Origin of the sequence: Streptococcus sp. HMSC073D05, assembly GCF_001812015.1 — a bacterium.
Classification (GTDB): Bacteria; Bacillota; Bacilli; order Lactobacillales; family Streptococcaceae; genus Streptococcus; species Streptococcus parasanguinis_D.
Window position 1 is genome coordinate 35,640 of record NZ_KV807494.1, and the last position, 21,828, is coordinate 57,467.

Below are 21,828 nucleotides of genomic sequence, written 5' to 3' on the forward strand. Positions count from 1 at the left end.
GGAAGATGAAACAAGTGCTTGCAAAAGTAGCGGAAGGAATGGATCTAACCAGTGCAGAGTTAGAAGCTGCCATGGAGGAAGTCGTTGCTGGTCGTGCTTCAGAAGCGCAGGTGACGGCCCTTCTTCTAGGTCTCAAAATGAAGGGAGAAACGGTTGAAGAGCGGACGGCTATTGCAAAAGTGATGCAGGCCTATGCAGTCGCTATTCCTACAGAAGTTCAAGGAGCAATGGACAATTGTGGAACTGGGGGCGATCGTTCGTATAGTTTCAATATTTCAACAACAGCTGCCTTCGTCCTTGCTGGTGGTGGCATCAAGATGGCAAAACACGGAAATCGTTCAATCTCTTCTAAATCCGGTTCTGCGGATGTGCTAGAAGCTCTAGGGATTAACCTTGATTTGGGTCCAGAAGACTTGGGACGAGTGTTTGAGAAGGCGGGAATTGTCTTTCTATTTGCTAAAAACCTGCATCCTGGCATGCGCTATATTATGCCCGCTCGCTTGGCACTAGGAGTGCCGACAGTGATGAACTTAACTGGTCCTCTTATCAATCCGATTCCTCTAGAAAGCCAGCTATTGGGAACCAGTCGTCCAGATATGCTGGAAAGTACGGCGGAGATTCTAAAGAATTTGGGTCGGAAACGTGCAGTGGTGGTGAGTGGTCCACAAGGTTTAGACGAGGCAGGCCTTGATGGAGAAACCCAGCTCGCTATTCTGGAAGATGGACAGGTTACCTTATCCAGTTTTCAACCAGAAGATATAGGAATGGAGCGCATTGAAATTGATCAAGTGCGAGGTGGAGACGCCAAACGCAATGCGGAAATATTGCTCAGTGTCTTGAAGAATGAAGCGAGTCCCTTCTTAGAGGTGACTGTCTTGAATGCTGGCCTTGGTTTTTATGCTAACGGCAAGGTAGATTCTATCAAGGAGGGGATTGCCTTGGCACGTGAAGTGATTGCTAGTGGGGCTGCCCTTGAGAAATTGAGATTATTACAGGAGTATCAAAAATGAGTCAAGAATTCTTGCCAAAGATTCTAAAGGAAAAGGCGCGTGAAGTGGCTGCGATGAAAGAAGAGGAACTCCAACCTTTGCGCGAGACCTACCGCCTGTATGATTACCTAAAGAGTCATCCAGAAAAGCTTCAGGTCATTGCGGAAGTGAAAAAGGCTAGCCCGAGTCTGGGAGATATTCATGTCGATGTGGATATCGTCGCGCAGGCTAAGACTTACGAAGAAAATGGGGCCGTGATGATTTCTGTCTTGACCGATGAAGTGTTTTTCAAGGGCAGTATCGAGTATCTCCGGGAAATATCTAGTCAGGTGCGTATCCCCACCCTTAACAAAGATTTCATTGTGGATGAAAAGCAAATAATTCGGGCGCGAAACGCAGGGGCGACCGTGATCTTGTTGATAGTTGCAGCCTTATCAGAGGCTCGTCTGAAAGAACTCTTCGATTTTGCGACCCATCTTGGCCTGGAGATCTTGGTGGAGACCCATAATCTGACAGAACTAGAGGTCGCTCACCGGATTGGGGCTCAGATCATCGGGGTCAATAATCGCAACTTGGTGACCTTTGAGACAGACCTCCATACTAGCCTTGAATTGGCGACAAGCTTTGAACAAGAACCGGTTTACATCTCGGAGTCTGCTATTTTCACAGCAGCAGACGCGCGCATGCTGGCTCCTTATTTTAATGGCATTCTCGTTGGGACAGCCCTCATGAAGTCAGACAATGTGGCTGAAAAAGTAAAGGAGTTGCAGATTGACAAAGGTTAAAATTTGCGGATTGTCCAATCCAGAAGCCGTCCAGACAGCTGTTGAAGCCGGTGCGGACTACATTGGTTTTGTTTTTGCACCAAGCAAACGGCAAGTCACGCTGGAGCAAGCCCGGCAGTTGGCTACAGGCATTCCAAAGGGGGTTCAAAAAGTCGGTGTTTTTGTATCACCACAAAGAGAAGAAGTGGAGCAAGCTTGCCAGGTTGTGGGCTTGGACCTGATACAAGTGCATGGACCGATAGATGATAATATCTTGCAAGAGCTTCCCCAACAAACGATTCGCGCTGTTCAAGTGGGAAAAGATGCAGCTCTTCCTGAGACCAGTGCCGATTATCTGCTCTTTGATGCTCCTGTAGCAGGAAGTGGAGAGACTTTTAACTGGCAAAAGCTCGAAAGTCAAAACTTTACAAAGCCCTTCTTTATTGCAGGAGGCTTGACGGAAGACAATGTAGCAGATGCCATTCGCTTCTTTCATCCTTATGCGGTGGATGTATCCAGTGGGGTCGAGACAAATGGAATAAAAGATCAAGAAAAGATAAAACGATTTATAGAAAGGGTCAAGCATGGCATATAAACAACCAGATCAAAACGGATTTTACGGGCGGTTCGGGGGACGATTTGTCCCTGAAACCTTGATGACAGCAGTTTTAGAATTAGAAGAAGCCTACAGAGAAAGTCAAACAGATCCTTCTTTTCAAGCAGAATTGGATCAGCTTCTGAAACAATATGTCGGTCGGGAAACACCGCTCTATTACGCTAAAAATCTTACCAAGTATGTCGGTGGAGCCAAGATTTTTCTTAAAAGAGAAGACCTCAACCACACAGGGGCTCATAAAATTAATAATGCCCTAGGACAAGTTTTATTGGCACACCGGATGGGCAAAAAGAAGATCATCGCAGAAACAGGAGCTGGTCAGCACGGTGTTGCAACGGCAACGGCTGCTGCTTTATTTGGTATGGAATGCACCATCTACATGGGGGAAGAAGATGTCAAACGCCAAGCCCTCAATGTCTTTCGGATGGAGTTGTTGGGCGCCAAGGTTCAATCAGTAACAGATGGGTCACGGGTTCTCAAGGATGCGGTCAATGCTGCCCTTAGAGCCTGGGTAGCAAATGTGGAGGATACCCACTATATCATGGGTTCTGCTCTAGGACCTCACCCATTCCCAGAAATTGTCCGTGATTTTCAAAGTGTCATTGGCCGAGAAGCCAAACGCCAATTTGCAGAGCAAAATGATGGTGCGTTGCCAGATGCCGTCCTAGCCTGTGTAGGAGGCGGATCGAACGCTATTGGGCTCTTTTATCCTTTTGTTGAGGATACATCTGTTGCCATGTATGGGGCGGAAGCTGCTGGCCTTGGGGTAGATACAGACCAGCATGCAGCAACCTTGACCAAGGGGCGTCCCGGAGTCCTTCACGGCGCATTGATGGATGTGTTACAGGATGCCCATGGACAGATTTTAGAAGCCTTCTCGATTTCGGCAGGTCTCGATTACCCTGGGATTGGGCCAGAGCATTCTTATTTCCATGAAATCAAGCGGGCAACCTATGTGCCTGTGACAGACCAAGAAGCCCTAGAAGCCTTTCAATTGCTTTCGAAAGTAGAAGGAATCATTCCAGCTCTGGAATCGAGCCATGCTATCGCCTATGCGGTGAAGTTGGCCAAGGAAATGGGGCCTGAAAAATCTATGATCGTTTGCTTATCAGGACGTGGGGACAAAGATGTGGTACAAGTCAAAGACCGCCTAGAACAAGAGAGAGGAGAGTAAGATGGGAAAGACCTTAACAGAGCATTTACAAAAGCTGAAAGACCAGCAGCAAGGGATCTTTGTTCCTTATATCATGGCAGGAAATCATGAAAAAGGCTTGGAAGGTTTGCAGGAAACCATCCAATTTTTGGAGGAGCTTGGTGTCTCAGCTATTGAGGTTGGGATTCCTTTTTCGGATCCGGTGGCAGATGGTCCTGTGATTGAAGAGGCGGGACTACGAAGTTTAGCCCATGGGACGACGACAGAGGGTCTGGTGCAAACGATCCAGCACTTAGAGACAAGTGTTCCTTTGGTCATCATGACCTATTTCAATCCCTTGTTCCAATATGGGCTCGAAAACTTTTTTAGAGATGTAGAAGGAACAGCGGTCAAGGGGGTAATTATTCCGGATCTTCCTCATGAGCATGCGGATCTGGTAGAGCCTCTCTTAGTGGATAAAGACATCGCTTTGGTGCCGCTAGTGAGCTTAACCACAGGAATCGAGCGCCAGAAGAAATTGATCCAAGATGCAGAAGGATTTATCTATGCCGTTGCTGTCAATGGGGTGACGGGGAAAGCTGGTAGCTATCGAGACGATTTGGACCACCACTTGGCCCAATTACACGAAATAGCGTCCATTCCTGTTTTAACAGGTTTTGGAGTTTCCAGCATGGAGGATGTTCACCGTTTCAACAAAGTCTCAGATGGGGTTATTGTGGGGTCCAAAATCGTTAAGGCTCTCCACCAAGGAGAGACAGACGCTATCGCTTGTTTTATTTCTCAAGCAGTGAAGGGCTAGAAGGTTCATTCCATTCATCATCAGCTTGATTCTCCTAGATAAAGCTCTTTGTCTACTATTTTAAACATTCCCCTCGTTTGTCTTTACAAACGAGGGTTTCTCGTTACAATAGAGATAGTAACAAGAAAAGAGGAGAAGAGAATGATAAGCCTTGAAGAGATTGATCAAGTCATCCAGTTAGGTCCTTTTGAACCAACCTGGGCCTCTCTTAGCCATCAAGTCTGTCCAGATTGGTATTGGGATGCCAAATTTGGAATATTTATCCACTGGGGCGTCTATAGTGTACCTGCTTTCGGTTCGGAATGGTATTCGCGAAATATGTATATCCAAGGGAATCCTTGCTATGACTATCATCGAGCGCATTTTGGAGACCAGGCTAGCTTTGGCTACAAGGATCTCATTCCTCTATTTACAGCCGATCGCTTTGATCCGGCATCTTGGCTAGATCTCTTTCAAAAAGCGGGAGCCCAGTATCTTTTTCCAGTTGCGGAGCACCACGATGGTTTTCAGATGTATGCCTCTACTCTCTCGCCTTATAATAGCTTAGAAATGGGGCCGAGACGAGATGTCTTAGGAGAGCTGAGGGAGGAAGCAGAAAAACGTGGCCTGCACTTCTGTACGTCCTCTCACCGGGCAGAACACCAGTTTTTCTTTTCACATGGCAAGGAATTCACTAGTGACATTCCGCAAGAAGTCCCAAGAGACAGCCTTTATTGGCCAGCCGAGCCAGAGCCCAAGGATCATTTTGATCTGACTTCCAAGCCTTATCCAAGTAAAGAATTCTTGGAAGATTGGCTGTTGCGAACCTGTGAACTGGTGCGGGACTACCAGCCAGAGCTCCTTTATTTTGACTGGTGGATCCAGCATGAGAGTTTCCGTCCCTACTTGATGCGCTTTTTGGCTTATTATTACAATCTAGCAGCACAAGAGGATCGAACGGTGGCTGTTTGTTACAAACAGGATGCCCTCCCTTTCGGTTCAGGAATCGTCGAGATGGAGCGGGGAGGGTACGGAGAGACGCAAGCCTTTCCGTGGCAAATGGATACCGCGATCGCTCGTAATTCTTGGTGTTATACCCAGGATCTAGCCTACAAGACCAGTAAAGAATTGCTACAAAATTTAGTTGATGTTGTGGCCAAAAATGGCAATCTTCTGCTCAATATTGGACCCAAGGCAGATGGCACGATCCCTGAGCAAGACCAAGACATCCTCACAGAGATCGGGGAGTGGCTGGCGGTAAATGGAGAAGCCATTTATCAGAGTCGGCCGTGGCGGGTGTCATCGGAAGGACCGACCGAGGCCCAGGAAGGTTCCTTCTCAGATGGGAAAGCGCCACTCTATACCAACCAAGATTTCCGCTATACTACGCGTGAAGGCCTGCTTTATGCTATCCAGCTGGAACCAAGTGGACGGATAGAAGAGCTGACCTTGCCGTCTCTCGCCTATGATCTCAAGCAACCGAGAATCCTTCATGCGCGTATTCGGCAGGTAGAGCTCCTTGGAGAAAGCCAGCTCCTTTCTTGGAGTCAAGATGACCAAGGGCTCCACCTTCAATTACCAGCTTGTAGCCAAAAACAACCGCGTGTTTTGCGTCTCCGTTTTTAGTTTTCTTGAAGCTTTCTATAAGGAATGGTTTAGGTTTCTCTTGTATACTGTACTCATCCAATAAGAAATGAGGTACAGAAAATGAAAATCTCAGTCAATTATCCAAAATGCTTTAAGAAATTGCCACAACAAGGGTCTTGTTACGGCGAATAAACACTTCTTTTCATTTTTCATAAAAAACTTCTAAAGAAGGCTCTACCCGAAAGGGTAGAGTTTTTATGTACCAGAGACCTTGTGATTCGTGGTATAATAGGCCTATGGAAAAAAAGAATAAATTGTTACTCATCGACGGGTCTTCCGTCGCTTTTCGTGCCTTTTTCGCACTTTATAATCAAATTGATCGCTTCAAAAATGCCAATGGTCTGCATACCAATGCGGTCTATGGCTTTAATCTCATGTTGAGCCATCTATTGGAGCGAATCCAACCAACCCATGTCCTCGTTGCTTTTGATGCAGGAAAGACGACTTTTCGGACGGAGATGTATGCCGACTACAAAGGGGGCCGTGCAAAAACACCAGATGAGTTCCGCGAGCAGTTTCCTTTCATTCGTGAGCAACTGGATCATTTGGGAATCCGCCATTATGAGCTGGCCCAGTATGAAGCGGATGATATTATTGGAACGCTAGATAAGATGGCAGAAACTAGCTCGGTGCCATTTGATGTGACCATTGTCTCTGGGGACAAGGATTTGATCCAGCTGACGGATGACAATACGGTGGTTGAAATCTCCAAAAAAGGGGTGGCGGAGTTTGAAGAATTCACTCCAGCCTATCTGAAAGAAAAAATGGGACTGACACCCGAGCAATTTATCGACCTCAAGGCCTTGATGGGAGATAAGTCAGATAATATTCCAGGTGTGACTAAGATCGGAGAAAAGACCGGGATCAAACTACTCCTAGAATACGGGTCTCTCGATGGTATTTACAAGCATATCGACGAGATGAAGGCTTCTAAGATGAAGGAAAACCTCATCAACGACAAGGAGCAGGCCTATCTGTCTAAGACTCTCGCAACCATCGATACCAATGCGCCTATTGAAATTGGGCTGGACGATATCACTTATTCGGGCCCTCATCTAGAAAATCTAGCCAAGTTTTATGAGGAGATGGGCTTCAAGCAACTCCGTCAGGCCTTGGATCTCAGTGGAGAAGAAGCAGCTCCTGTAGCCATTGACTATACAGAAGTCGAGCAAGTCACTTCAGATATGCTCACGGAAGATAGTTTCTTCCATTTTGAGATTTTTGGGGACAATTACCATACGGAACCCATTATTGGTTTCGCATGGGGGACCAAAGGTCAACTCTACGCGAGTACAGATACTGATCTTTTACAAACACCGATTTTCAAAGAATTTCTCGAAAAAACGCCGCTCAAGATCTATGACTTCAAACGGGCCAAGGTCTTGCTCAGCCACTTGGGCATTACCCTTCAAAATCCCGCGTTTGACAGTCGATTGGCCAAGTATCTCTTGTCGACCGTAGAGGACAATGAGATTTCAACCATTGCGAGTCTCTATAGTCAGATTGCGCTGCCGCTGGACGAAGTCGTTTATGGCAAGGGAGCCAAAAAAGCTATCCCAGAAAAGACGGTCCTATTAGAGCATTTGGCACGGAAAGTCGCTGTTCTACTGGATACCGAAGAGCCCATGATGGAGCAGTTGCAAGCCCATGACCAACTAGATTTGCTCTATGATATGGAGCAACCACTAGCAGCTGTTTTGGCCAAGATGGAAATCGCGGGGATCAAGGTAGAGCGCCAGACCCTAGAAGATATGCAGGTGGAAAACGAAGTGGTCTTGGAGCGCTTGACTCAAGAAATCTACGAGCTTGCTGGAGAGGAATTTAACATAAATTCTCCAAAACAATTGGGGGTCATCCTCTTTGAAAAATTGGAACTCCCTCTTGAATATACCAAGAAGACCAAAACCGGCTATTCAACAGCCGTTGATGTCTTGGAACGCCTGGCTCCAATTGCACCGATTGTGTCTAAGATTCTTGAATACCGCCAAATTGCCAAGATTCAGTCGACCTATGTTATTGGTCTTCAAGACTGGATTTTGGAAGATGGGAAGATCCATACCCGCTATGTACAGGATTTGACGCAGACAGGCCGCTTGTCCAGCGTGGATCCCAACCTGCAAAACATTCCTGTCCGTTTGGAGCAAGGTCGTCTTATTCGTAAAGCCTTTGTCCCAGAAGAGGAAAATAGTGTCTTGTTGAGTTCGGACTATTCACAAATCGAACTGCGCGTCTTGGCCCATATTTCGGGAGATGAGCATTTGATTGACGCCTTTCAGCATGGGGCAGATATCCATACATCGACTGCTATGCGAGTTTTCAATATTGCAAAACCTGAAGATGTGACGCCGAACGACCGTCGCAATGCAAAAGCAGTAAACTTCGGTGTGGTTTATGGAATTTCCGACTTTGGACTGTCTAACAACCTAGGGATCAGTCGAAAAGAAGCCAAGGCTTATATTGAGACCTACTTCGAACGCTACCCTGGCATCAAGGACTATATGGAGAGAGTGGTACGGGAAGCGCGTGATAAAGGCTATGTGGAGACTCTCTTCAAGCGTCGTCGGGAGATTCCAGATATCAATTCTCGCAACTTCAATGTTCGAGGCTTTGCGGAGCGGACAGCTATCAACTCACCCATCCAAGGATCTGCAGCAGACATCTTGAAAATTGCCATGATCCACTTGGACCAAGCGCTAGAAAGAGGAGCATACAAGACCAAGATGCTTCTTCAAGTGCACGATGAAATCGTTCTGCAAGTGCCAAGTGATGAACTGGCAGCGATCAAAGAACTCGTCAAAGAGACCATGGAATCCGCTATCGAACTTGCAGTACCACTGGAAGCCGATGAAAACGAAGGCAAGACATGGTATGAAGCCAAATAAAATTGAGTTTGTTCAAAACAGAAAGCGGTAGGAGACTTTTCAGTTTCCTACCGCTTTTAATGACAAACACTTGCAATGCCTTCCGTATTGTTATACTATTTAAAGAAAGGAAACGCATACAAAAGGAGATTCTTATGGCTTATTCATTTCGCAATCCTAGTGATGGCATTATCAAACATTACCTAGAAACGAGCAAGATCATCGCTGTAGTTGGATTATCTGATCGTGAAGACACAACCAGTCATCGTGTCAGCAAGGAGATGCAAGAGCGGGGCTATCGGATTATTCCTGTCAACCCCCGCGCAGCTGGAGGGCAAATCCTTGGAGAAACGGTGTATGCTAGCTTGCAGGAGATTCCTTTCCCAGTAGATATCGTCGATGTATACCGTCGCAGTGAGTTTTTACCAGATGTGGCACGTGATTTTATTGAGACGGATGCGAAAATTTTCTGGGCACAATTGGAGCTGGAAAATCAAGAAGCAGAAGAAATCCTTCGAGGAGCAGGTCGAGAAGATATTGTCATGAACCGCTGTATCAAACGGGAACACACCCGACTGATCCTCGGGGACTCCCTATACGGTTTATAAAGGACAAAAAATTAACAGTAGAACGATAGAAGAAAACCCCAGCAGGAAACTGGGGTTTTCTTCTTACTCTTATTTAGCTTCATGGCTTGGATGGCCTGCAAAATGGCGCGGCCCTTGTTTAATCTGCTTGATTTGATCGTAAAATGCAATTTGGCAGTTGATAAAGTATGGCATGGTATAAAAGCCGATGACATCGCGCGTGAAGTAATTCAAGAAGTACCAACCAATCAAGGTTAGATCGAGCACCAAGCGATTGCTGCGGAATCCTTTCATGGTTTCACGACTTTGGCGAAGCACTCCAAAGGCTCCCTTGTAGTCGCCGTCTCGTAATTGCTCATAGAGGATCAATTCGACCAAGCTGAGACTGTAGTATTGCGGCAGGTAAAAGAGGAGGCCGAGTAGACCCAGTACGACACCGGCCGTCATCAGAGGCATTTGTTGCATGAGAGATTGGAATTCAGGACTGGAAGCACTCAAAGTACTAGGGTTGCTTACCTTGTCGTAGATCGCCAAAAATCGAATGCTAGCGTAGGTGCTGATGAGGCTCCCTACATAGAGGATGAGTCCCCATAAAAAGAGAAGGGCTTGCTTTAAGATCAAGGTGGCAAATACAGAGGTAAAGCGATCTTGTTTAAAGATATCTAAAACGCGTGTTCGGTGTTCGATTTTGGGATTGATCGTATCTAAATAGCTAAAAGTTGCACCGACCACTAAAATGGAGATGACAAAGGAGACAACAGAAGGAAAGAGCTGCCGCTGGATCATGTAAACACTTGCTTGCTGCAAGGTCATATCCGGTAGTAGATCGATCAGATCTTGCCCGCTTAAGAGAAAGTTAGCAAGAATGGTCAACAGGACCGGAAGAGCAAAAAGGATAGCTAAGCCCGGTTGCTGGACTTGCATGGTGCGTGCCCGGAGGCGAATCAGTTTAAGGTTCATAGATGACACTCTCTTCATAGTAGTACTTTTTATTATAACATAAGTCCGTGACAGAGCTGGTAAAATTTGGTACAATCGTACAGGTGCTCACAGGAAAACTGTGACAGGAATAAGAAGGCTGGGACTGTTTTTCCCAGTACGGAGGTAACCATGACAGATTCACCGATTCAATATCGATTAATCAAAAAAGAAAAGCATACAGGAGCTCGTCTGGGAGAAATTATCACCCCTCACGGGACCTTCCCAACCCCAATGTTTATGCCTGTAGGGACTCAGGCAACCGTTAAGACCCAATCGCCAGAAGAACTCAAGGAAATGGGCTCCGGAATTATTTTGGCCAACACCTACCATCTCTGGCTTCGTCCGGGGGACGACTTGGTCGCAAAAGCAGGAGGACTGCACCAGTTCATGAACTGGGACCAGCCAATTTTGACAGATAGTGGAGGCTTCCAGGTCTATTCACTAGCGGATACCCGCAATATCACCGAAGAAGGGGTAACTTTTAAAAATCACCTCAACGGCTCGAAGATGTTCCTCTCTCCAGAAAAGGCCATCTCCATCCAAAACAATCTAGGAAGCGACATCATGATGTCCTTTGATGAATGCCCTCAGTTCTATCAGCCCTATGATTATGTGAAAAAATCAATCGAACGGACCAGTCGTTGGGCAGAACGTGGTCTAAAAGCTCACCGTCGCCCTCATGATCAAGGTCTTTTCGGGATTGTCCAAGGGGCTGGATTTGAAGACTTACGCCGTCAGTCTGCTCAAGATTTGGTCGGCATGGACTTTCCAGGTTATTCTATCGGTGGCTTAGCTGTTGGGGAAAGCCATGAAGAGATGAATGCAGTACTTGATTTCACAACTCCGCTCTTACCAGAGAACAAGCCGCGTTATCTTATGGGAGTAGGAGCTCCAGACAGTCTGATCGATGGGGTTATTCGTGGAGTGGATATGTTTGACTGTGTCTTGCCGACGAGGATTGCTCGAAACGGTACCTGCATGACCAGTCAAGGACGTCTGGTGGTGAAAAATGCGCAATTTGCAGAAGATTTTACACCGCTGGATCCTGAATGTGATTGCTACACTTGTAAGAACTACACACGAGCTTATCTTCGCCACCTCCTCAAGGCAGATGAGACCTTCGGTATTCGCTTGACCAGCTACCATAACCTCTATTTCTTGATCAACCTTATGAAGCAGGTTCGTCAAGCCATCATGGATGACAATCTCTTGGAATTCCGCGAGCATTTCGTCGAAAAATATGGCTATAACAAGTCAGGACGGAATTTCTAGAAATAGATAAATAGGAAGAAAAAAGACTACAGCCCTCTGAGAATAATAGGAATAACTGCTAGACGCAGTGGTTGATTGGTATCTTTGTTCGCTTGTTAAGCTCCAAAGATAACCTAATCAACTGTGCGGGGGCGAGACGACGAACAAATTGGATATAAATTTGTTCTGTCTCGCTCCCTTTTTCCTATATAATAGCAACTTTTTTAGCACGCTTTTTCTTTCGAAAACACTTTCATTAAAAAAACGGAAAAAATCTTCTCAAATCCCTTGCATTGGGCCTTTGTTTGTGTTAAACTACTATGGTGCTGTGAAAAACAGCTATTAGCTTTGATGCAAGAGGTTGCGACACGCTCGGTTGCATTGCCACGCAACGCGCGTCGGTTTTCTTGTGGAGCTAGCCTATTATCTTAAATAGACGAAAAGGAGAAAAAGATGGCAAACAAAAAAATCCGCATCCGTTTGAAAGCGTACGAACACCGTACACTCGACACGGCGGCTGCAAAAATCGTAGAATCAGCTACTCGTACAGGTGCACAAGTTGCGGGTCCAATCCCACTTCCAACTGAGCGTAGCCTCTACACAATCATTCGTGCGACTCACAAATACAAAGATTCTCGCGAACAATTCGAAATGCGTACACACAAACGTTTGATCGACATCATCAACCCAACTCAAAAAACAGTTGACGCTTTGATGAAATTGGATCTTCCAAGTGGTGTAAACGTAGAAATCAAACTTTAATCTAAAGCTTGATCCAGAGCATAAAAAACGCTCGTTAAAAACTTTTTGAATAAAAAACTATAGAAAAGGAACTATTTTCTCATGACAAAAGGAATCTTAGGGAAAAAAGTGGGAATGACTCAAATCTTCACTGAAGCTGGCGAATTGATCCCTGTAACAGTTATCGAAGCAACTCCAAACGTTGTTCTTCAAGTTAAAACTGTTGAAACAGATGGTTACAACGCTATCCAAGTTGGTTTCGATGACAAACGCGAAGTATTGAGCAACAAACCTGCTAAAGGACATGTAGCAAAAGCTAACACGGCTCCTAAGCGCTTCATTCGTGAATTCAAAAACGTTGAAGGCTTGGAAGTTGGTGCTGAAATCACAGTTGACACTTTCGAAGCTGGAGACATTGTTGATGTAACTGGTACTTCTAAAGGTAAAGGTTTCCAAGGTGTTATCAAACGCCACGGACAATCACGTGGACCTATGGCTCACGGTTCTCGTTACCACCGTCGTCCAGGTTCTATGGGACCTGTTGCACCTAACCGCGTATTCAAAGGTAAAAACCTTGCAGGACGCATGGGTGGCGATCGTGTAACGATTCAAAACCTTGAAGTTGTACAAGTTGTTCCAGAAAAGAACGTTATCCTTATCAAAGGTAACGTACCAGGTGCTAAGAAATCTCTTATCACTATCAAGTCAGCAGTTAAAGCTGGTAAATAATAAGGAAAGGGGAATACAGTCAAAATGGCAAATGTAACATTATTCGACCAAACTGGTAAACAAGCGGGCGAAGTTGTTCTTAACGATGCGATCTTTGGTATCGAACCAAACCAAGCAGTTGTATTTGATGTGATCATCAGCCAACGTGCTAGCCTTCGTCAAGGAACTCACGCAGTTAAAAACCGTTCAGCCGTTTCAGGTGGCGGACGCAAACCATGGCGTCAAAAAGGAACTGGACGTGCGCGTCAAGGTTCTATCCGCTCTCCACAATGGCGTGGTGGTGGAATTGTCTTCGGACCAACTCCACGTAGCTATGCGTACAAACTTCCTCAAAAAGTTCGTCGCCTTGCACTTAAATCTGTTTACTCAGAAAAAGTTGCTGAAAACAAATTTGTAGCCGTTGATTCTCTTGAATTTACAGCTCCAAAAACTGCTGAATTTGCAAAAGTTCTTGCAGCTTTGAGCATCGATTCTAAAGTCCTTGTTATTCTTGAAGAAGGAAATGAATTCGCAGCTCTTTCAGCTCGTAACCTTCCAAACGTGAAAGTTGCGACTGCTACAACTGCAAGTGTTCTTGACATCGCAAATAGTGACAAACTTCTTGTTACTCAAGCAGCTATCTCTAAAATCGAGGAGGTTCTTGCATAATGAATTTGTATGATGTTATCAAAAAACCTGTTATCACTGAAAAGTCAATGGCTCAACTTGAAGCAGGCAAATATGTATTCGAAGTTGACACTCGCGCTCACAAACTTTTGATCAAACAAGCTGTTGAAGCAGCGTTTGAAGGTGTAAAAGTTGCGAATGTGAACACTGTAAACGTAAAACCTAAAGCAAAACGCGTTGGACGTTACACTGGTTTTACTTCAAAAACTAAAAAAGCTATCATCACGCTTGCAGCTGATTCTAAAGCAATCGAGTTGTTTGCTACTGAAGCTGAATAATCTAAGGAGGAAATATCGTGGGAATTCGTGTTTATAAACCAACAACAAACGGTCGCCGTAATATGACTTCTTTGGATTTCGCTGAAATCACAACAAACACACCTGAGAAAACTTTGCTTGTTTCTCTTAAAAACAAAGCAGGTCGTAACAACAACGGTCGTATTACTGTTCGTCACCAAGGTGGTGGACACAAACGTCATTACCGTTTGATCGATTTCAAACGTAACAAAGATGGAGTTGAAGCAGTCGTTAAAACGATCGAATACGATCCAAACCGCTCAGCTAACATCGCGCTTGTACACTACACTGACGGTGTGAAAGCTTACATCATCGCCCCTAAAGGTCTTGAAGTAGGTCAACGCATCGTATCAGGACCAGAAGCGGATATCAAAGTCGGAAACGCTCTTCCACTTGCTAACATCCCAGTTGGTACTTTGATCCACAACATCGAATTGAAACCTGGTAAAGGTGGAGAATTGGTACGTGCTGCTGGAGCTTCTGCTCAAGTATTGGGTTCTGAAGGTAAATATGTACTTGTTCGTCTTCAATCAGGCGAAGTTCGTATGATTCTTGGAACTTGCCGTGCTACAGTTGGTGTTGTCGGAAACGAACAACATGGACTTGTTAACCTTGGTAAAGCGGGACGTAACCGCTGGAAAGGTGTTCGCCCTACAGTTCGTGGTTCTGTAATGAACCCGAATGATCACCCACACGGTGGTGGTGAAGGTAAAGCACCAGTTGGACGTAAAGCGCCATCTACTCCTTGGGGTAAACCTGCACTTGGTCTTAAAACTCGTAACAAGAAAGCGAAATCTGACAAACTTATCGTTCGTCGTCGCAACCAAAAATAATCATAAGCAACTAGCTTACACTTTCCGCCAGCTCGGTAGCGCTGCTTAGCAGCGCAAGCCGCTGTGGTACTAAATTTTAAAGGAGAAAATTACAAAATGGGACGTAGTCTTAAAAAAGGACCTTTCGTCGATGAGCATTTGATGAAAAAAGTTGAAGCTCAAGCAAACGACGAAAAGAAAAAAGTAATTAAAACTTGGTCACGTCGTTCAACGATCTTCCCAAGTTTCATCGGATACACTATCGCAGTTTATGATGGACGTAAACATGTACCTGTCTACATCCAAGAAGACATGGTAGGTCACAAGCTTGGTGAATTTGCACCAACTCGTACTTACAAAGGTCACGCGGCAGACGACAAGAAGACACGTAGAAAATAAGGAGAACATAAATGGCAGAAATTACTTCAGCTAAAGCAATGGCTCGTACAGTGCGTGTTTCACCTCGTAAATCACGTCTTGTTCTTGACAACATCCGTGGTAAAAGCGTAGCCGATGCCATCGCTATTTTGACATTCACACCAAACAAAGCTGCAGGGATCATCCTTAAAGTGTTGAACTCAGCAGTAGCAAACGCTGAAAACAACTTTGGTTTGGAAAAAGCTAACTTGGTAGTATCTGAAGCATTCGCAAACGAAGGACCAACTATGAAACGTTTCCGTCCACGTGCGAAAGGTTCAGCTTCACCAATCAACAAACGTACAGCTCACATCACAGTAGCTGTTGCAGAAAAATAAGGAGGTAAACTCGTGGGTCAAAAAGTACATCCAATTGGTATGCGTGTTGGTATCATCCGTGATTGGGATGCCAAATGGTATGCTGAAAAAGAATACGCGGATTACCTTCATGAAGATCTTGCAATCCGTAAATTCATTCAAAAAGAATTGGCTGACGCAGCCGTTTCAACTATTGAAATCGAACGCGCAGTAAACAAAGTTAACGTTTCACTTCACACTGCTAAACCAGGTATGGTTATCGGTAAAGGTGGAGCAAACGTTGATGCACTTCGTGCAGCTCTTAACAAATTGACTGGTAAACAAGTACACATCAACATCATTGAGATCAAACGTCCTGACTTGGATGCTCACCTTGTTGGTGAAGGAATTGCTCGTCAATTGGAACAACGTGTTGCTTTCCGTCGTGCACAAAAACAAGCGATCCAACGTGCTATGCGTGCTGGAGCTAAAGGAATCAAAACTCAAGTATCAGGTCGTTTGAACGGTGCAGATATCGCCCGTGCAGAAGGATACTCTGAAGGAACTGTTCCACTTCACACACTTCGCGCTGATATCGATTACGCTTGGGAAGAAGCAGACACTACTTACGGTAAACTTGGTGTTAAAGTATGGATCTACCGTGGTGAAGTTCTTCCAGCTCGTAAAGACGCTAAAGGAGGTAAATAACCAATGTTAGTACCTAAACGTGTAAAACACCGTCGCGAATTCCGTGGTAAAATGCGCGGTGAAGCAAAAGGTGGAAAAGAAGTAGCATTCGGTGAATACGGTCTTCAAGCTACAACTAGCCACTGGATCACAAACCGTCAAATCGAAGCTGCTCGTATCGCCATGACTCGTTACATGAAACGTGGTGGTAAAGTTTGGATTAAGATTTTCCCACACAAATCATACACCGCTAAAGCTATCGGGGTACGTATGGGATCTGGTAAAGGGGCTCCTGAAGGTTGGGTAGCACCAGTTAAACGTGGTAAAGTGATGTTCGAAATTGCTGGTGTATCTGAAGAGATCGCACGCGAAGCGCTTCGTCTTGCTAGCCACAAATTGCCAGTTAAAACTAAATTTGTGAAACGTGAAGCAGAATAAGGAGAGGTCATGAAACTTACAGAAGTAAAAGAATTTGTTAAAGAACTTCGTGGTCTTTCTCAAGAAGAACTCGCGAAGCGTGAAAATGAATTGAAGAAAGAATTGTTTGAACTTCGTTTCCAAGCGGCTGCTGGTCAATTGGAACAAACTGGACGTTTGAAAGAAGTGAAAAAACAAATCGCTCGTATCAAAACTGTTCAATCAGAAGCTAAATAATAGACTAGGGAAGGAGAATTTCAATGGAACGCAATAATCGTAAAGTTCTTGTTGGACGCGTTGTGTCTGACAAAATGGACAAAACAATCACAGTTGTAGTTGAAACTAAACGTAACCACCCAGTCTATGGTAAACGTATCAACTATTCTAAAAAATACAAAGCTCATGATGAAAACAATGTTGCTAAAGAAGGCGATATCGTTCGTATCATGGAAACTCGTCCGCTTTCAGCTACAAAACGCTTCCGTCTTGTAGAAGTCGTTGAAGAAGCGGTCATCATCTAATCATACCTGAAAGGAGAAAACGTAAATGATTCAAACAGAAACTCGTTTGAAAGTCGCTGATAACAGTGGCGCACGCGAAATCTTGACAATCAAAGTTCTTGGTGGTTCAAAACGTAAATTCGCGAGCATCGGTGATGTAATCGTTGCATCAGTAAAACAAGCTACTCCTGGTGGTGCGGTTAAGAAAGGTGACGTTGTAAAAGCTGTTATCGTTCGTACTAAATCAGGTGCTCGTCGTAAAGATGGTTCATACATCAAATTCGACGAAAATGCAGCAGTAATCATCCGTGACGACAAAACTCCTCGCGGAACTCGTATCTTTGGCCCAGTTGCACGTGAATTGCGTGACGGTGGTTTCATGAAGATCGTGTCACTTGCTCCAGAAGTACTTTAATCAATAAAAAAACAAACACAGTCCCCTGGCTTAGCCAGGGTGCCCATCGGGCGTAAGAATAAAAGGAGAATAAAATGTTTGTAAAAAAAGGCGACAAAGTTCGCGTTATCGCTGGTAAAGACAAAGGCGTAGAAGCTGTTGTTCTTACTGCTCTTCCAAAAGTAAATAAAGTTGTTGTAGAAGGTGTAAACATCATCAAGAAACACCAACGTCCAAATAACGAAAACCCTCAAGGTGCGATCGTTGAAAAAGAAGCTCCAATCCATGCTTCTAACGTTCAAGTTTTGGACAAAAACGGTGTTGCTGGACGTGTTGGCTACAAATTTGTAGACGGCAAAAAAGTTCGCTACAACAAAAAATCAGGCGAAGTGCTTGACTAATCACGAAGGAAAGGAGAAGTATAATGGCTAATCGTTTAAAAGAAAAATACCTTAATGAAGTAGTACCATCATTGACTGAACAGTTCAACTATTCATCAGTTATGGCTGTGCCAAAAGTTGATAAAATCGTTTTGAACATGGGTGTTGGTGATGCAGTATCAAATGCTAAAAACCTTGAAAAAGCTGCTGAAGAGCTTGCTTTGATCTCAGGTCAAAAACCATTGATCACTAAGGCTAAAAAATCAATCGCCGGCTTCCGTCTTCGTGAAGGTGTTGCGATCGGTGCAAAAGTTACCCTTCGTGGTGAACGTATGTACGAATTCTTGGATAAATTGGTAACAGTTTCACTTCCACGTGTACGTGACTTCCATGGTGTTCCAACTAAATCATTTGATGGACGCGGAAACTACACACTTGGTGTGAAAGAACAATTGATCTTCCCAGAAATCAACTTTGATGATGTTGATAAAACTCGTGGTTTGGATATCGTAATCGTAACTACAGCGAACACAGACGAAGAATCACGTGCATTGCTTACTGGCCTCGGAATGCCGTTTGCAAAATAATATAGGAGGTAAAACTAATGGCTAAAAAATCTATGATTGCTAAGAACAAACGCCCAGCGAAGTTCTCTACTCAAGCATACACTCGCTGTGAACGTTGTGGACGTCCACACTCAGTTTACCGCAAGTTTAAACTTTGCCGTGTTTGCTTCCGTGAATTGGCATACAAAGGTCAAATCCCAGGTGTCACAAAAGCATCTTGGTAATTCTATGATACAAAGAGCGTAACAACCCCAGCAAAAATAGGAGATTTGGTGCAGGAGCGATGCTCCAAGACAAATCTATCTTTTTTGCCCAGGTTGTAGCTCGTGTTCAAATGAGATTATCTTGTTTGAATGTATCAAAACTTTCTGAGCCTAGCTCAATCATTAACTAGCAAGTGCAACTTGCAAACTACTAGTAAGAGGAGAAATTATAATGGTTATGACTGACCCAATCGCAGACTTCCTTACACGTATTCGTAACGCTAACCAAGCAAAACACGAAGTACTTGAAGTACCTGCATCAAACATCAAAAAAGGGATTGCTGAAATCCTTAAACGCGAAGGTTTTGTAAAAAACGTTGAATTCATCGAAGATGACAAACAAGGCATCATCCGTGTATTCTTGAAATACGGACAAAACGGTGAAAAAGTTATCACAAACTTGAAACGTGTATCTAAACCAGGTTTGCGTGTTTACAAAAAACGTGAAGATCTTCCAAAAGTTCTTAACGGACTTGGAATTGCTATCCTTTCAACTTCTGAAGGTTTGCTTACTGATAAAGAAGCACGCCAAAAGAACGTTGGTGGAGAAGTTATCGCTTACGTTTGGTAATATTTAGCTCCCAATTTCGTTGTGACTCTTCGTTATTGTCTCTTGCCTAACCTAAAGTTATGTCTGCGAGACAATGCCTCGATTCACTTAGAAATTGAGACCTAAACATTAACTTTTAAATCAAAAAGATTTAAACCCCGTGAAAACTGGCCCGTAAAGGCCTGACAATTTAACAGGAGAATAAAAAACATGTCACGTATTGGTAATAAAGTTATCGTGTTGCCTGCTGGTGTTGAACTCACTAACAATGACAACGTTGTAACTGTAAAAGGACCTAAAGGAGAACTTACTCGTACGTTCTCAAAAGATATTGAAATCCGTGTGGAAGGTACTGAAGTAACACTTCACCGTCCAAACGATTCAAAAGAAATGAAAACAATCCACGGAACAACTCGTGCCCTTTTGAACAACATGGTTACTGGTGTATCAGAAGGATTCAAGAAAGAACTTGAAATGCGCGGGGTTGGATACCGTGCACAACTTCAAGGATCAAAACTTGTTTTGGCTGTTGGTAAATCACACCCAGACGAAGTTGAAGCTCCAGAAGGAATTACTTTTGAACTTCCAAACCCAACAACAATCGTTGTTAGCGGAATTTCAAAAGAAGTAGTTGGTCAAACAGCTGCTTATGTACGTAGCCTTCGTTCACCTGAACCATACAAAGGTAAAGGGATCCGTTATGTTGGTGAATACGTTCGCCGCAAAGAAGGTAAAACAGGTAAATAATGTAGTTTGGTTGTTTTTCAACCAAACTTCATCTTACCAACTCAGTGCTTAGCACATGATTTTAAAATTAAGAGGTGAAAATTGTGATTTCGAAACCAGATAAAAACAAAATCCGTCAAAAACGCCACCGTCGCGTTCGCGGAAAACTCTCTGGAACTGCTGATCGCCCACGTTTGAACGTATTCCGTTCTAATACAGGCATCTACGCTCAAGTAATTGATGACGTAGCGGGTGTAACGCTCGCAAGCGCTTCAACTCTTGACAAAGAAGTTTCAAAAGGAACTAAAACTGAACAAGCCGTTGTTGTCGGCAAACTTGTTGCTGAACGTGCAGTTGCTAAAGGTATTTCTGAAGTGGTGTTCGACCGCGGTGGATATCTATATCACGGACGTGTTAAAGCTTTGGCTGATGCAGCTCGTGAAAACGGATTGAAATTCTAATAGGAGGACACTAGAAAATGGCATTTAAAGATAATGCAGTTGAACTTGAAGAACGCGTAGTTGCCATCAACCGTGTAACAAAAGTTGTTAAAGGTGGACGTCGTCTTCGTTTTGCAGCTCTTGTAGTTGTTGGTGACCGTAATGGCCGTGTTGGATTTGGTACTGGTAAAGCTCAAGAAGTTCCAGAAGCAATCCGTAAGGCTGTTGAAGATGCTAAGAAAAACTTGATCGAAGTTCCTATGGTTGGAACAACAATTCCACACGAAGTAACATCAGTATTTGGTGGAGCTCGTGTATTGTTGAAACCAGCTATCGAAGGGGCTGGGGTTGCTGCAGGTGGAGCAGTTCGTGCCGTTGTCGAATTGGCAGGTATTGCAGATGTTACATCTAAATCACTTGGATCAAACACTCCAATCAACATCGTTCGTGCAACTGTTAACGGTTTGGCACAATTGAAACGCGCTGATGAAGTTGCTGCCCTTCGTGGTATTTCAGTTTCTGACTTGGCTTAAGAAAGGAGATTCAAATGGCTCAAATTAAAATTACTTTGACTAAGTCTCCAATCGGACGCATCCCGTCACAACGTAAAACTGTTGTAGCACTTGGACTTGGCAAATTGAACAGCTCTGTTATTAAAGAAGATAACCCAGCAGTACGTGGTATGATCACTGCTGTATCTCACTTGGTAACAGTTGAAGAAGTAAAATAATCTATTTAAAATAGAAACAAAGTTTTCAGGGGTATGAGAGATTCTCATCCCCTAAAACTAAATATAAGTATAGGCGAGTTTGTAGTTAGGACACCTTTTCCTGATTACATGCGTTAGCAATTTACAAAAGAGGAGAAAATAAATAATGAAACTTCATGAATTACAACCTGCTACAGGTTCACGTAAAGTCCGCAACCGTGTTGGTCGTGGTACTTCATCTGGTAATGGTAAAACTTCTGGCCGTGGTCAAAAAGGTCAAAAAGCTCGTAGCGGTGGCGGTGTACGTCTTGGTTTTGAAGGTGGACAAACTCCATTGTTCCGTCGTCTTCCAAAACGTGGATTTACAAACATCAACGCTAAAGAATATGCTATTGTGAACCTTGATCAATTGAACGCCTTTGAAGATGGTGCTGAAGTAACTCCAGTAGTACTTGTAGAATCAGGAATTGTAAAAGCTGAAAAATCAGGTATCAAAATTCTTGGTAACGGAGAATTGACTAAGAAGTTGACTGTTAAAGCAGCTAAATTCTCTAAATCAGCTGAAGAAGCTATCACTGCTAAAGGTGGTTCAGTTGAAGTCATCTAAGTGAG

General features: G+C 44.1%; 31 protein-coding genes. 30 read left to right on the top strand and 1 reads right to left on the bottom strand.

The genetic code is table 11. The annotated features are described in order from the left end of the window. Window positions 1-5: 5 nt before the first annotated feature. The 8 genes from trpD (at window position 6) to HMPREF2832_RS06745 (ending at window position 9,416) form a co-directional block, all read left to right on the top strand. A complete protein-coding gene (gene trpD / locus HMPREF2832_RS10535; RefSeq protein ID WP_070506133.1) occupies window positions 6-1,010 on the top strand; it encodes an anthranilate phosphoribosyltransferase in 1,005 nt (334 codons plus the stop codon). Further along, window positions 1,007-1,774: an indole-3-glycerol phosphate synthase TrpC gene (gene trpC / locus HMPREF2832_RS06715; protein ID WP_070506120.1), complete on the top strand. Its 768-nt coding sequence runs from the start codon at window positions 1,007-1,009 to the stop codon at window positions 1,772-1,774. Before trpD ends, trpC begins: the two co-directional genes overlap by 4 nt. Further along, window positions 1,761-2,348 (top strand): phosphoribosylanthranilate isomerase, encoded by a 588-nt coding sequence (locus HMPREF2832_RS06720; protein WP_070506122.1) that lies wholly within the window; start codon window positions 1,761-1,763, stop codon window positions 2,346-2,348. Before trpC ends, HMPREF2832_RS06720 begins: the two co-directional genes overlap by 14 nt. Further along, on the top strand, window positions 2,338-3,543 hold the full coding sequence (gene trpB / locus HMPREF2832_RS06725; protein ID WP_070506123.1) for a tryptophan synthase subunit beta: 1,206 nt from the start codon (window positions 2,338-2,340) through the stop codon (window positions 3,541-3,543). Before HMPREF2832_RS06720 ends, trpB begins: the two co-directional genes overlap by 11 nt. Before the next feature lies 1 nt (window position 3,544). Continuing rightward, window positions 3,545-4,321 (top strand): tryptophan synthase subunit alpha, encoded by a 777-nt coding sequence (gene trpA, locus HMPREF2832_RS06730; RefSeq protein WP_031576680.1) that lies wholly within the window; start codon window positions 3,545-3,547, stop codon window positions 4,319-4,321. Between the two features lie 141 nt (window positions 4,322-4,462). After that, window positions 4,463-5,926, top strand: coding sequence for an alpha-L-fucosidase (locus HMPREF2832_RS06735; protein ID WP_031576677.1), 1,464 nt, complete (start codon window positions 4,463-4,465; stop codon window positions 5,924-5,926). A 257-nt stretch (window positions 5,927-6,183) separates the two neighbouring features. Then, complete coding sequence (gene polA, locus HMPREF2832_RS06740) at window positions 6,184-8,829, top strand: DNA polymerase I (protein ID WP_070506125.1); 2,646 nt, start codon at window positions 6,184-6,186, stop codon at window positions 8,827-8,829. Window positions 8,830-8,963: 134 nt separating this feature from the next. Beyond that, the gene (locus HMPREF2832_RS06745; RefSeq protein ID WP_021154247.1) at window positions 8,964-9,416 is read left to right on the top strand and encodes a CoA-binding protein; all 453 of its coding nucleotides are present in this window, start codon (window positions 8,964-8,966) and stop codon (window positions 9,414-9,416) included. 69 nt (window positions 9,417-9,485) lie between these two features. Here HMPREF2832_RS06745 and HMPREF2832_RS06750 read toward each other — a convergent pair whose 3' ends face one another. After that, window positions 9,486-10,355 carry a DUF975 family protein gene (locus tag HMPREF2832_RS06750; protein ID WP_070506127.1) on the bottom strand — a complete coding sequence of 290 codons (870 nt, stop codon included), beginning with the start codon at window positions 10,353-10,355 and terminating at the stop codon, window positions 9,486-9,488. 150 nt (window positions 10,356-10,505) lie between these two features. Between HMPREF2832_RS06750 and tgt the strand changes: the two genes are divergently transcribed. From tgt to rplO, 22 genes are all read left to right on the top strand, one after another. Then, on the top strand, window positions 10,506-11,648 hold the full coding sequence (gene tgt / locus HMPREF2832_RS06755; protein ID WP_021154249.1) for a tRNA guanosine(34) transglycosylase Tgt: 1,143 nt from the start codon (window positions 10,506-10,508) through the stop codon (window positions 11,646-11,648). Window positions 11,649-12,080: 432 nt separating this feature from the next. Further along, window positions 12,081-12,389: a 30S ribosomal protein S10 gene (rpsJ, locus tag HMPREF2832_RS06760; RefSeq protein ID WP_003009585.1), complete on the top strand. Its 309-nt coding sequence runs from the start codon at window positions 12,081-12,083 to the stop codon at window positions 12,387-12,389. A gap of 81 nt (window positions 12,390-12,470) precedes the next feature. After that, window positions 12,471-13,097 carry a 50S ribosomal protein L3 gene (gene rplC, locus HMPREF2832_RS06765; RefSeq protein ID WP_003010846.1) on the top strand — a complete coding sequence of 209 codons (627 nt, stop codon included), beginning with the start codon at window positions 12,471-12,473 and terminating at the stop codon, window positions 13,095-13,097. A gap of 24 nt (window positions 13,098-13,121) precedes the next feature. Then, on the top strand, window positions 13,122-13,745 hold the full coding sequence (gene rplD / locus HMPREF2832_RS06770) for a 50S ribosomal protein L4 (protein WP_003009591.1): 624 nt from the start codon (window positions 13,122-13,124) through the stop codon (window positions 13,743-13,745). Next, window positions 13,745-14,041 (top strand): 50S ribosomal protein L23, encoded by a 297-nt coding sequence (locus HMPREF2832_RS06775; protein ID WP_003009593.1) that lies wholly within the window; start codon window positions 13,745-13,747, stop codon window positions 14,039-14,041. Before rplD ends, HMPREF2832_RS06775 begins: the two co-directional genes overlap by 1 nt. 17 nt (window positions 14,042-14,058) lie before the next feature. Next, entirely contained in the window at window positions 14,059-14,892 is an 834-nt protein-coding gene (gene rplB / locus HMPREF2832_RS06780; protein WP_000512900.1) for a 50S ribosomal protein L2, read from the top strand. A gap of 96 nt (window positions 14,893-14,988) precedes the next feature. After that, a complete protein-coding gene (gene rpsS, locus HMPREF2832_RS06785; protein ID WP_000533766.1) occupies window positions 14,989-15,270 on the top strand; it encodes a 30S ribosomal protein S19 in 282 nt (93 codons plus the stop codon). An 11-nt stretch (window positions 15,271-15,281) separates the two neighbouring features. Next, window positions 15,282-15,626 carry a 50S ribosomal protein L22 gene (rplV, locus tag HMPREF2832_RS06790; RefSeq protein WP_000818139.1) on the top strand — a complete coding sequence of 115 codons (345 nt, stop codon included), beginning with the start codon at window positions 15,282-15,284 and terminating at the stop codon, window positions 15,624-15,626. 12 nt (window positions 15,627-15,638) lie between these two features. Next, window positions 15,639-16,292, top strand: coding sequence for a 30S ribosomal protein S3 (gene rpsC, locus HMPREF2832_RS06795; RefSeq protein WP_003002336.1), 654 nt, complete (start codon window positions 15,639-15,641; stop codon window positions 16,290-16,292). 3 nt (window positions 16,293-16,295) lie between these two features. Beyond that, window positions 16,296-16,709, top strand: coding sequence for a 50S ribosomal protein L16 (gene rplP, locus HMPREF2832_RS06800; RefSeq protein ID WP_000960947.1), 414 nt, complete (start codon window positions 16,296-16,298; stop codon window positions 16,707-16,709). A gap of 9 nt (window positions 16,710-16,718) precedes the next feature. Further along, on the top strand, window positions 16,719-16,925 hold the full coding sequence (gene rpmC, locus HMPREF2832_RS06805) for a 50S ribosomal protein L29 (RefSeq protein WP_003002350.1): 207 nt from the start codon (window positions 16,719-16,721) through the stop codon (window positions 16,923-16,925). Between the two features lie 23 nt (window positions 16,926-16,948). Continuing rightward, window positions 16,949-17,209, top strand: a complete 261-nt coding sequence (gene rpsQ, locus HMPREF2832_RS06810) for a 30S ribosomal protein S17 (RefSeq protein ID WP_000440801.1) — start codon at window positions 16,949-16,951, stop codon at window positions 17,207-17,209. Window positions 17,210-17,234: 25 nt separating this feature from the next. Continuing rightward, window positions 17,235-17,603, top strand: a complete 369-nt coding sequence (gene rplN, locus HMPREF2832_RS06815; RefSeq protein WP_003002384.1) for a 50S ribosomal protein L14 — start codon at window positions 17,235-17,237, stop codon at window positions 17,601-17,603. A 74-nt stretch (window positions 17,604-17,677) separates the two neighbouring features. Beyond that, window positions 17,678-17,983, top strand: coding sequence for a 50S ribosomal protein L24 (gene rplX, locus HMPREF2832_RS06820; RefSeq protein WP_003002315.1), 306 nt, complete (start codon window positions 17,678-17,680; stop codon window positions 17,981-17,983). A 23-nt stretch (window positions 17,984-18,006) separates the two neighbouring features. After that, the gene (rplE, locus tag HMPREF2832_RS06825) at window positions 18,007-18,549 is read left to right on the top strand and encodes a 50S ribosomal protein L5 (protein ID WP_003009606.1); all 543 of its coding nucleotides are present in this window, start codon (window positions 18,007-18,009) and stop codon (window positions 18,547-18,549) included. A gap of 17 nt (window positions 18,550-18,566) precedes the next feature. Then, a complete protein-coding gene (locus tag HMPREF2832_RS06830) occupies window positions 18,567-18,752 on the top strand; it encodes a type Z 30S ribosomal protein S14 (protein ID WP_001085699.1) in 186 nt (61 codons plus the stop codon). 211 nt (window positions 18,753-18,963) lie between these two features. Beyond that, window positions 18,964-19,362: a 30S ribosomal protein S8 gene (gene rpsH, locus HMPREF2832_RS06835; protein WP_003010897.1), complete on the top strand. Its 399-nt coding sequence runs from the start codon at window positions 18,964-18,966 to the stop codon at window positions 19,360-19,362. 189 nt (window positions 19,363-19,551) lie between these two features. Next, window positions 19,552-20,088 (top strand): 50S ribosomal protein L6, encoded by a 537-nt coding sequence (gene rplF, locus HMPREF2832_RS06840; protein WP_049492183.1) that lies wholly within the window; start codon window positions 19,552-19,554, stop codon window positions 20,086-20,088. A gap of 83 nt (window positions 20,089-20,171) precedes the next feature. Further along, window positions 20,172-20,528 (top strand): 50S ribosomal protein L18, encoded by a 357-nt coding sequence (gene rplR, locus HMPREF2832_RS06845; RefSeq protein WP_003010871.1) that lies wholly within the window; start codon window positions 20,172-20,174, stop codon window positions 20,526-20,528. A gap of 17 nt (window positions 20,529-20,545) precedes the next feature. Next, complete coding sequence (gene rpsE / locus HMPREF2832_RS06850) at window positions 20,546-21,040, top strand: 30S ribosomal protein S5 (protein WP_003009617.1); 495 nt, start codon at window positions 20,546-20,548, stop codon at window positions 21,038-21,040. A gap of 14 nt (window positions 21,041-21,054) precedes the next feature. Continuing rightward, window positions 21,055-21,237: a 50S ribosomal protein L30 gene (gene rpmD / locus HMPREF2832_RS06855; RefSeq protein WP_002894509.1), complete on the top strand. Its 183-nt coding sequence runs from the start codon at window positions 21,055-21,057 to the stop codon at window positions 21,235-21,237. Between the two features lie 145 nt (window positions 21,238-21,382). Next, a complete protein-coding gene (gene rplO, locus HMPREF2832_RS06860; RefSeq protein ID WP_003002405.1) occupies window positions 21,383-21,823 on the top strand; it encodes a 50S ribosomal protein L15 in 441 nt (146 codons plus the stop codon). Window positions 21,824-21,828: the final 5 nt, after the last annotated feature.

Bases quoted from the DNA above. Each gene is read 5' to 3' on its own strand.
- rpmD (WP_002894509.1), top strand. From the start codon at position 21,055: ATGGCTCAAATTAAAATTACTTTGACTAAGTCTCCAATCGGACGCATC.
- rplP (WP_000960947.1), top strand. From the start codon at position 16,296: ATGTTAGTACCTAAACGTGTAAAACACCGTCGCGAATTCCGTGGTAAA.
- rplD (WP_003009591.1), top strand. From the start codon at position 13,122: ATGGCAAATGTAACATTATTCGACCAAACTGGTAAACAAGCGGGCGAA.
- tgt (WP_021154249.1), top strand. From the start codon at position 10,506: ATGACAGATTCACCGATTCAATATCGATTAATCAAAAAAGAAAAGCAT.
- rplO (WP_003002405.1), top strand. From the start codon at position 21,383: ATGAAACTTCATGAATTACAACCTGCTACAGGTTCACGTAAAGTCCGC.
- rplC (WP_003010846.1), top strand. From the start codon at position 12,471: ATGACAAAAGGAATCTTAGGGAAAAAAGTGGGAATGACTCAAATCTTC.
- polA (WP_070506125.1), top strand. From the start codon at position 6,184: ATGGAAAAAAAGAATAAATTGTTACTCATCGACGGGTCTTCCGTCGCT.
- rpsS (WP_000533766.1), top strand. From the start codon at position 14,989: ATGGGACGTAGTCTTAAAAAAGGACCTTTCGTCGATGAGCATTTGATG.
- HMPREF2832_RS06750 (WP_070506127.1), bottom strand. From the start codon at position 10,355: ATGAACCTTAAACTGATTCGCCTCCGGGCACGCACCATGCAAGTCCAG.
- HMPREF2832_RS06830 (WP_001085699.1), top strand. From the start codon at position 18,567: ATGGCTAAAAAATCTATGATTGCTAAGAACAAACGCCCAGCGAAGTTC.
- rplE (WP_003009606.1), top strand. From the start codon at position 18,007: ATGGCTAATCGTTTAAAAGAAAAATACCTTAATGAAGTAGTACCATCA.
- trpB (WP_070506123.1), top strand. From the start codon at position 2,338: ATGGCATATAAACAACCAGATCAAAACGGATTTTACGGGCGGTTCGGG.
- rpsJ (WP_003009585.1), top strand. From the start codon at position 12,081: ATGGCAAACAAAAAAATCCGCATCCGTTTGAAAGCGTACGAACACCGT.
- rplF (WP_049492183.1), top strand. From the start codon at position 19,552: ATGTCACGTATTGGTAATAAAGTTATCGTGTTGCCTGCTGGTGTTGAA.
- trpA (WP_031576680.1), top strand. From the start codon at position 3,545: ATGGGAAAGACCTTAACAGAGCATTTACAAAAGCTGAAAGACCAGCAG.
- rpsE (WP_003009617.1), top strand. From the start codon at position 20,546: ATGGCATTTAAAGATAATGCAGTTGAACTTGAAGAACGCGTAGTTGCC.
- HMPREF2832_RS06775 (WP_003009593.1), top strand. From the start codon at position 13,745: ATGAATTTGTATGATGTTATCAAAAAACCTGTTATCACTGAAAAGTCA.
- rpsQ (WP_000440801.1), top strand. From the start codon at position 16,949: ATGGAACGCAATAATCGTAAAGTTCTTGTTGGACGCGTTGTGTCTGAC.
- trpC (WP_070506120.1), top strand. From the start codon at position 1,007: ATGAGTCAAGAATTCTTGCCAAAGATTCTAAAGGAAAAGGCGCGTGAA.
- HMPREF2832_RS06735 (WP_031576677.1), top strand. From the start codon at position 4,463: ATGATAAGCCTTGAAGAGATTGATCAAGTCATCCAGTTAGGTCCTTTT.
- trpD (WP_070506133.1), top strand. From the start codon at position 6: ATGAAACAAGTGCTTGCAAAAGTAGCGGAAGGAATGGATCTAACCAGT.
- rplV (WP_000818139.1), top strand. From the start codon at position 15,282: ATGGCAGAAATTACTTCAGCTAAAGCAATGGCTCGTACAGTGCGTGTT.
- rplX (WP_003002315.1), top strand. From the start codon at position 17,678: ATGTTTGTAAAAAAAGGCGACAAAGTTCGCGTTATCGCTGGTAAAGAC.
- rpsH (WP_003010897.1), top strand. From the start codon at position 18,964: ATGGTTATGACTGACCCAATCGCAGACTTCCTTACACGTATTCGTAAC.
- rpmC (WP_003002350.1), top strand. From the start codon at position 16,719: ATGAAACTTACAGAAGTAAAAGAATTTGTTAAAGAACTTCGTGGTCTT.
- HMPREF2832_RS06745 (WP_021154247.1), top strand. From the start codon at position 8,964: ATGGCTTATTCATTTCGCAATCCTAGTGATGGCATTATCAAACATTAC.
- rplN (WP_003002384.1), top strand. From the start codon at position 17,235: ATGATTCAAACAGAAACTCGTTTGAAAGTCGCTGATAACAGTGGCGCA.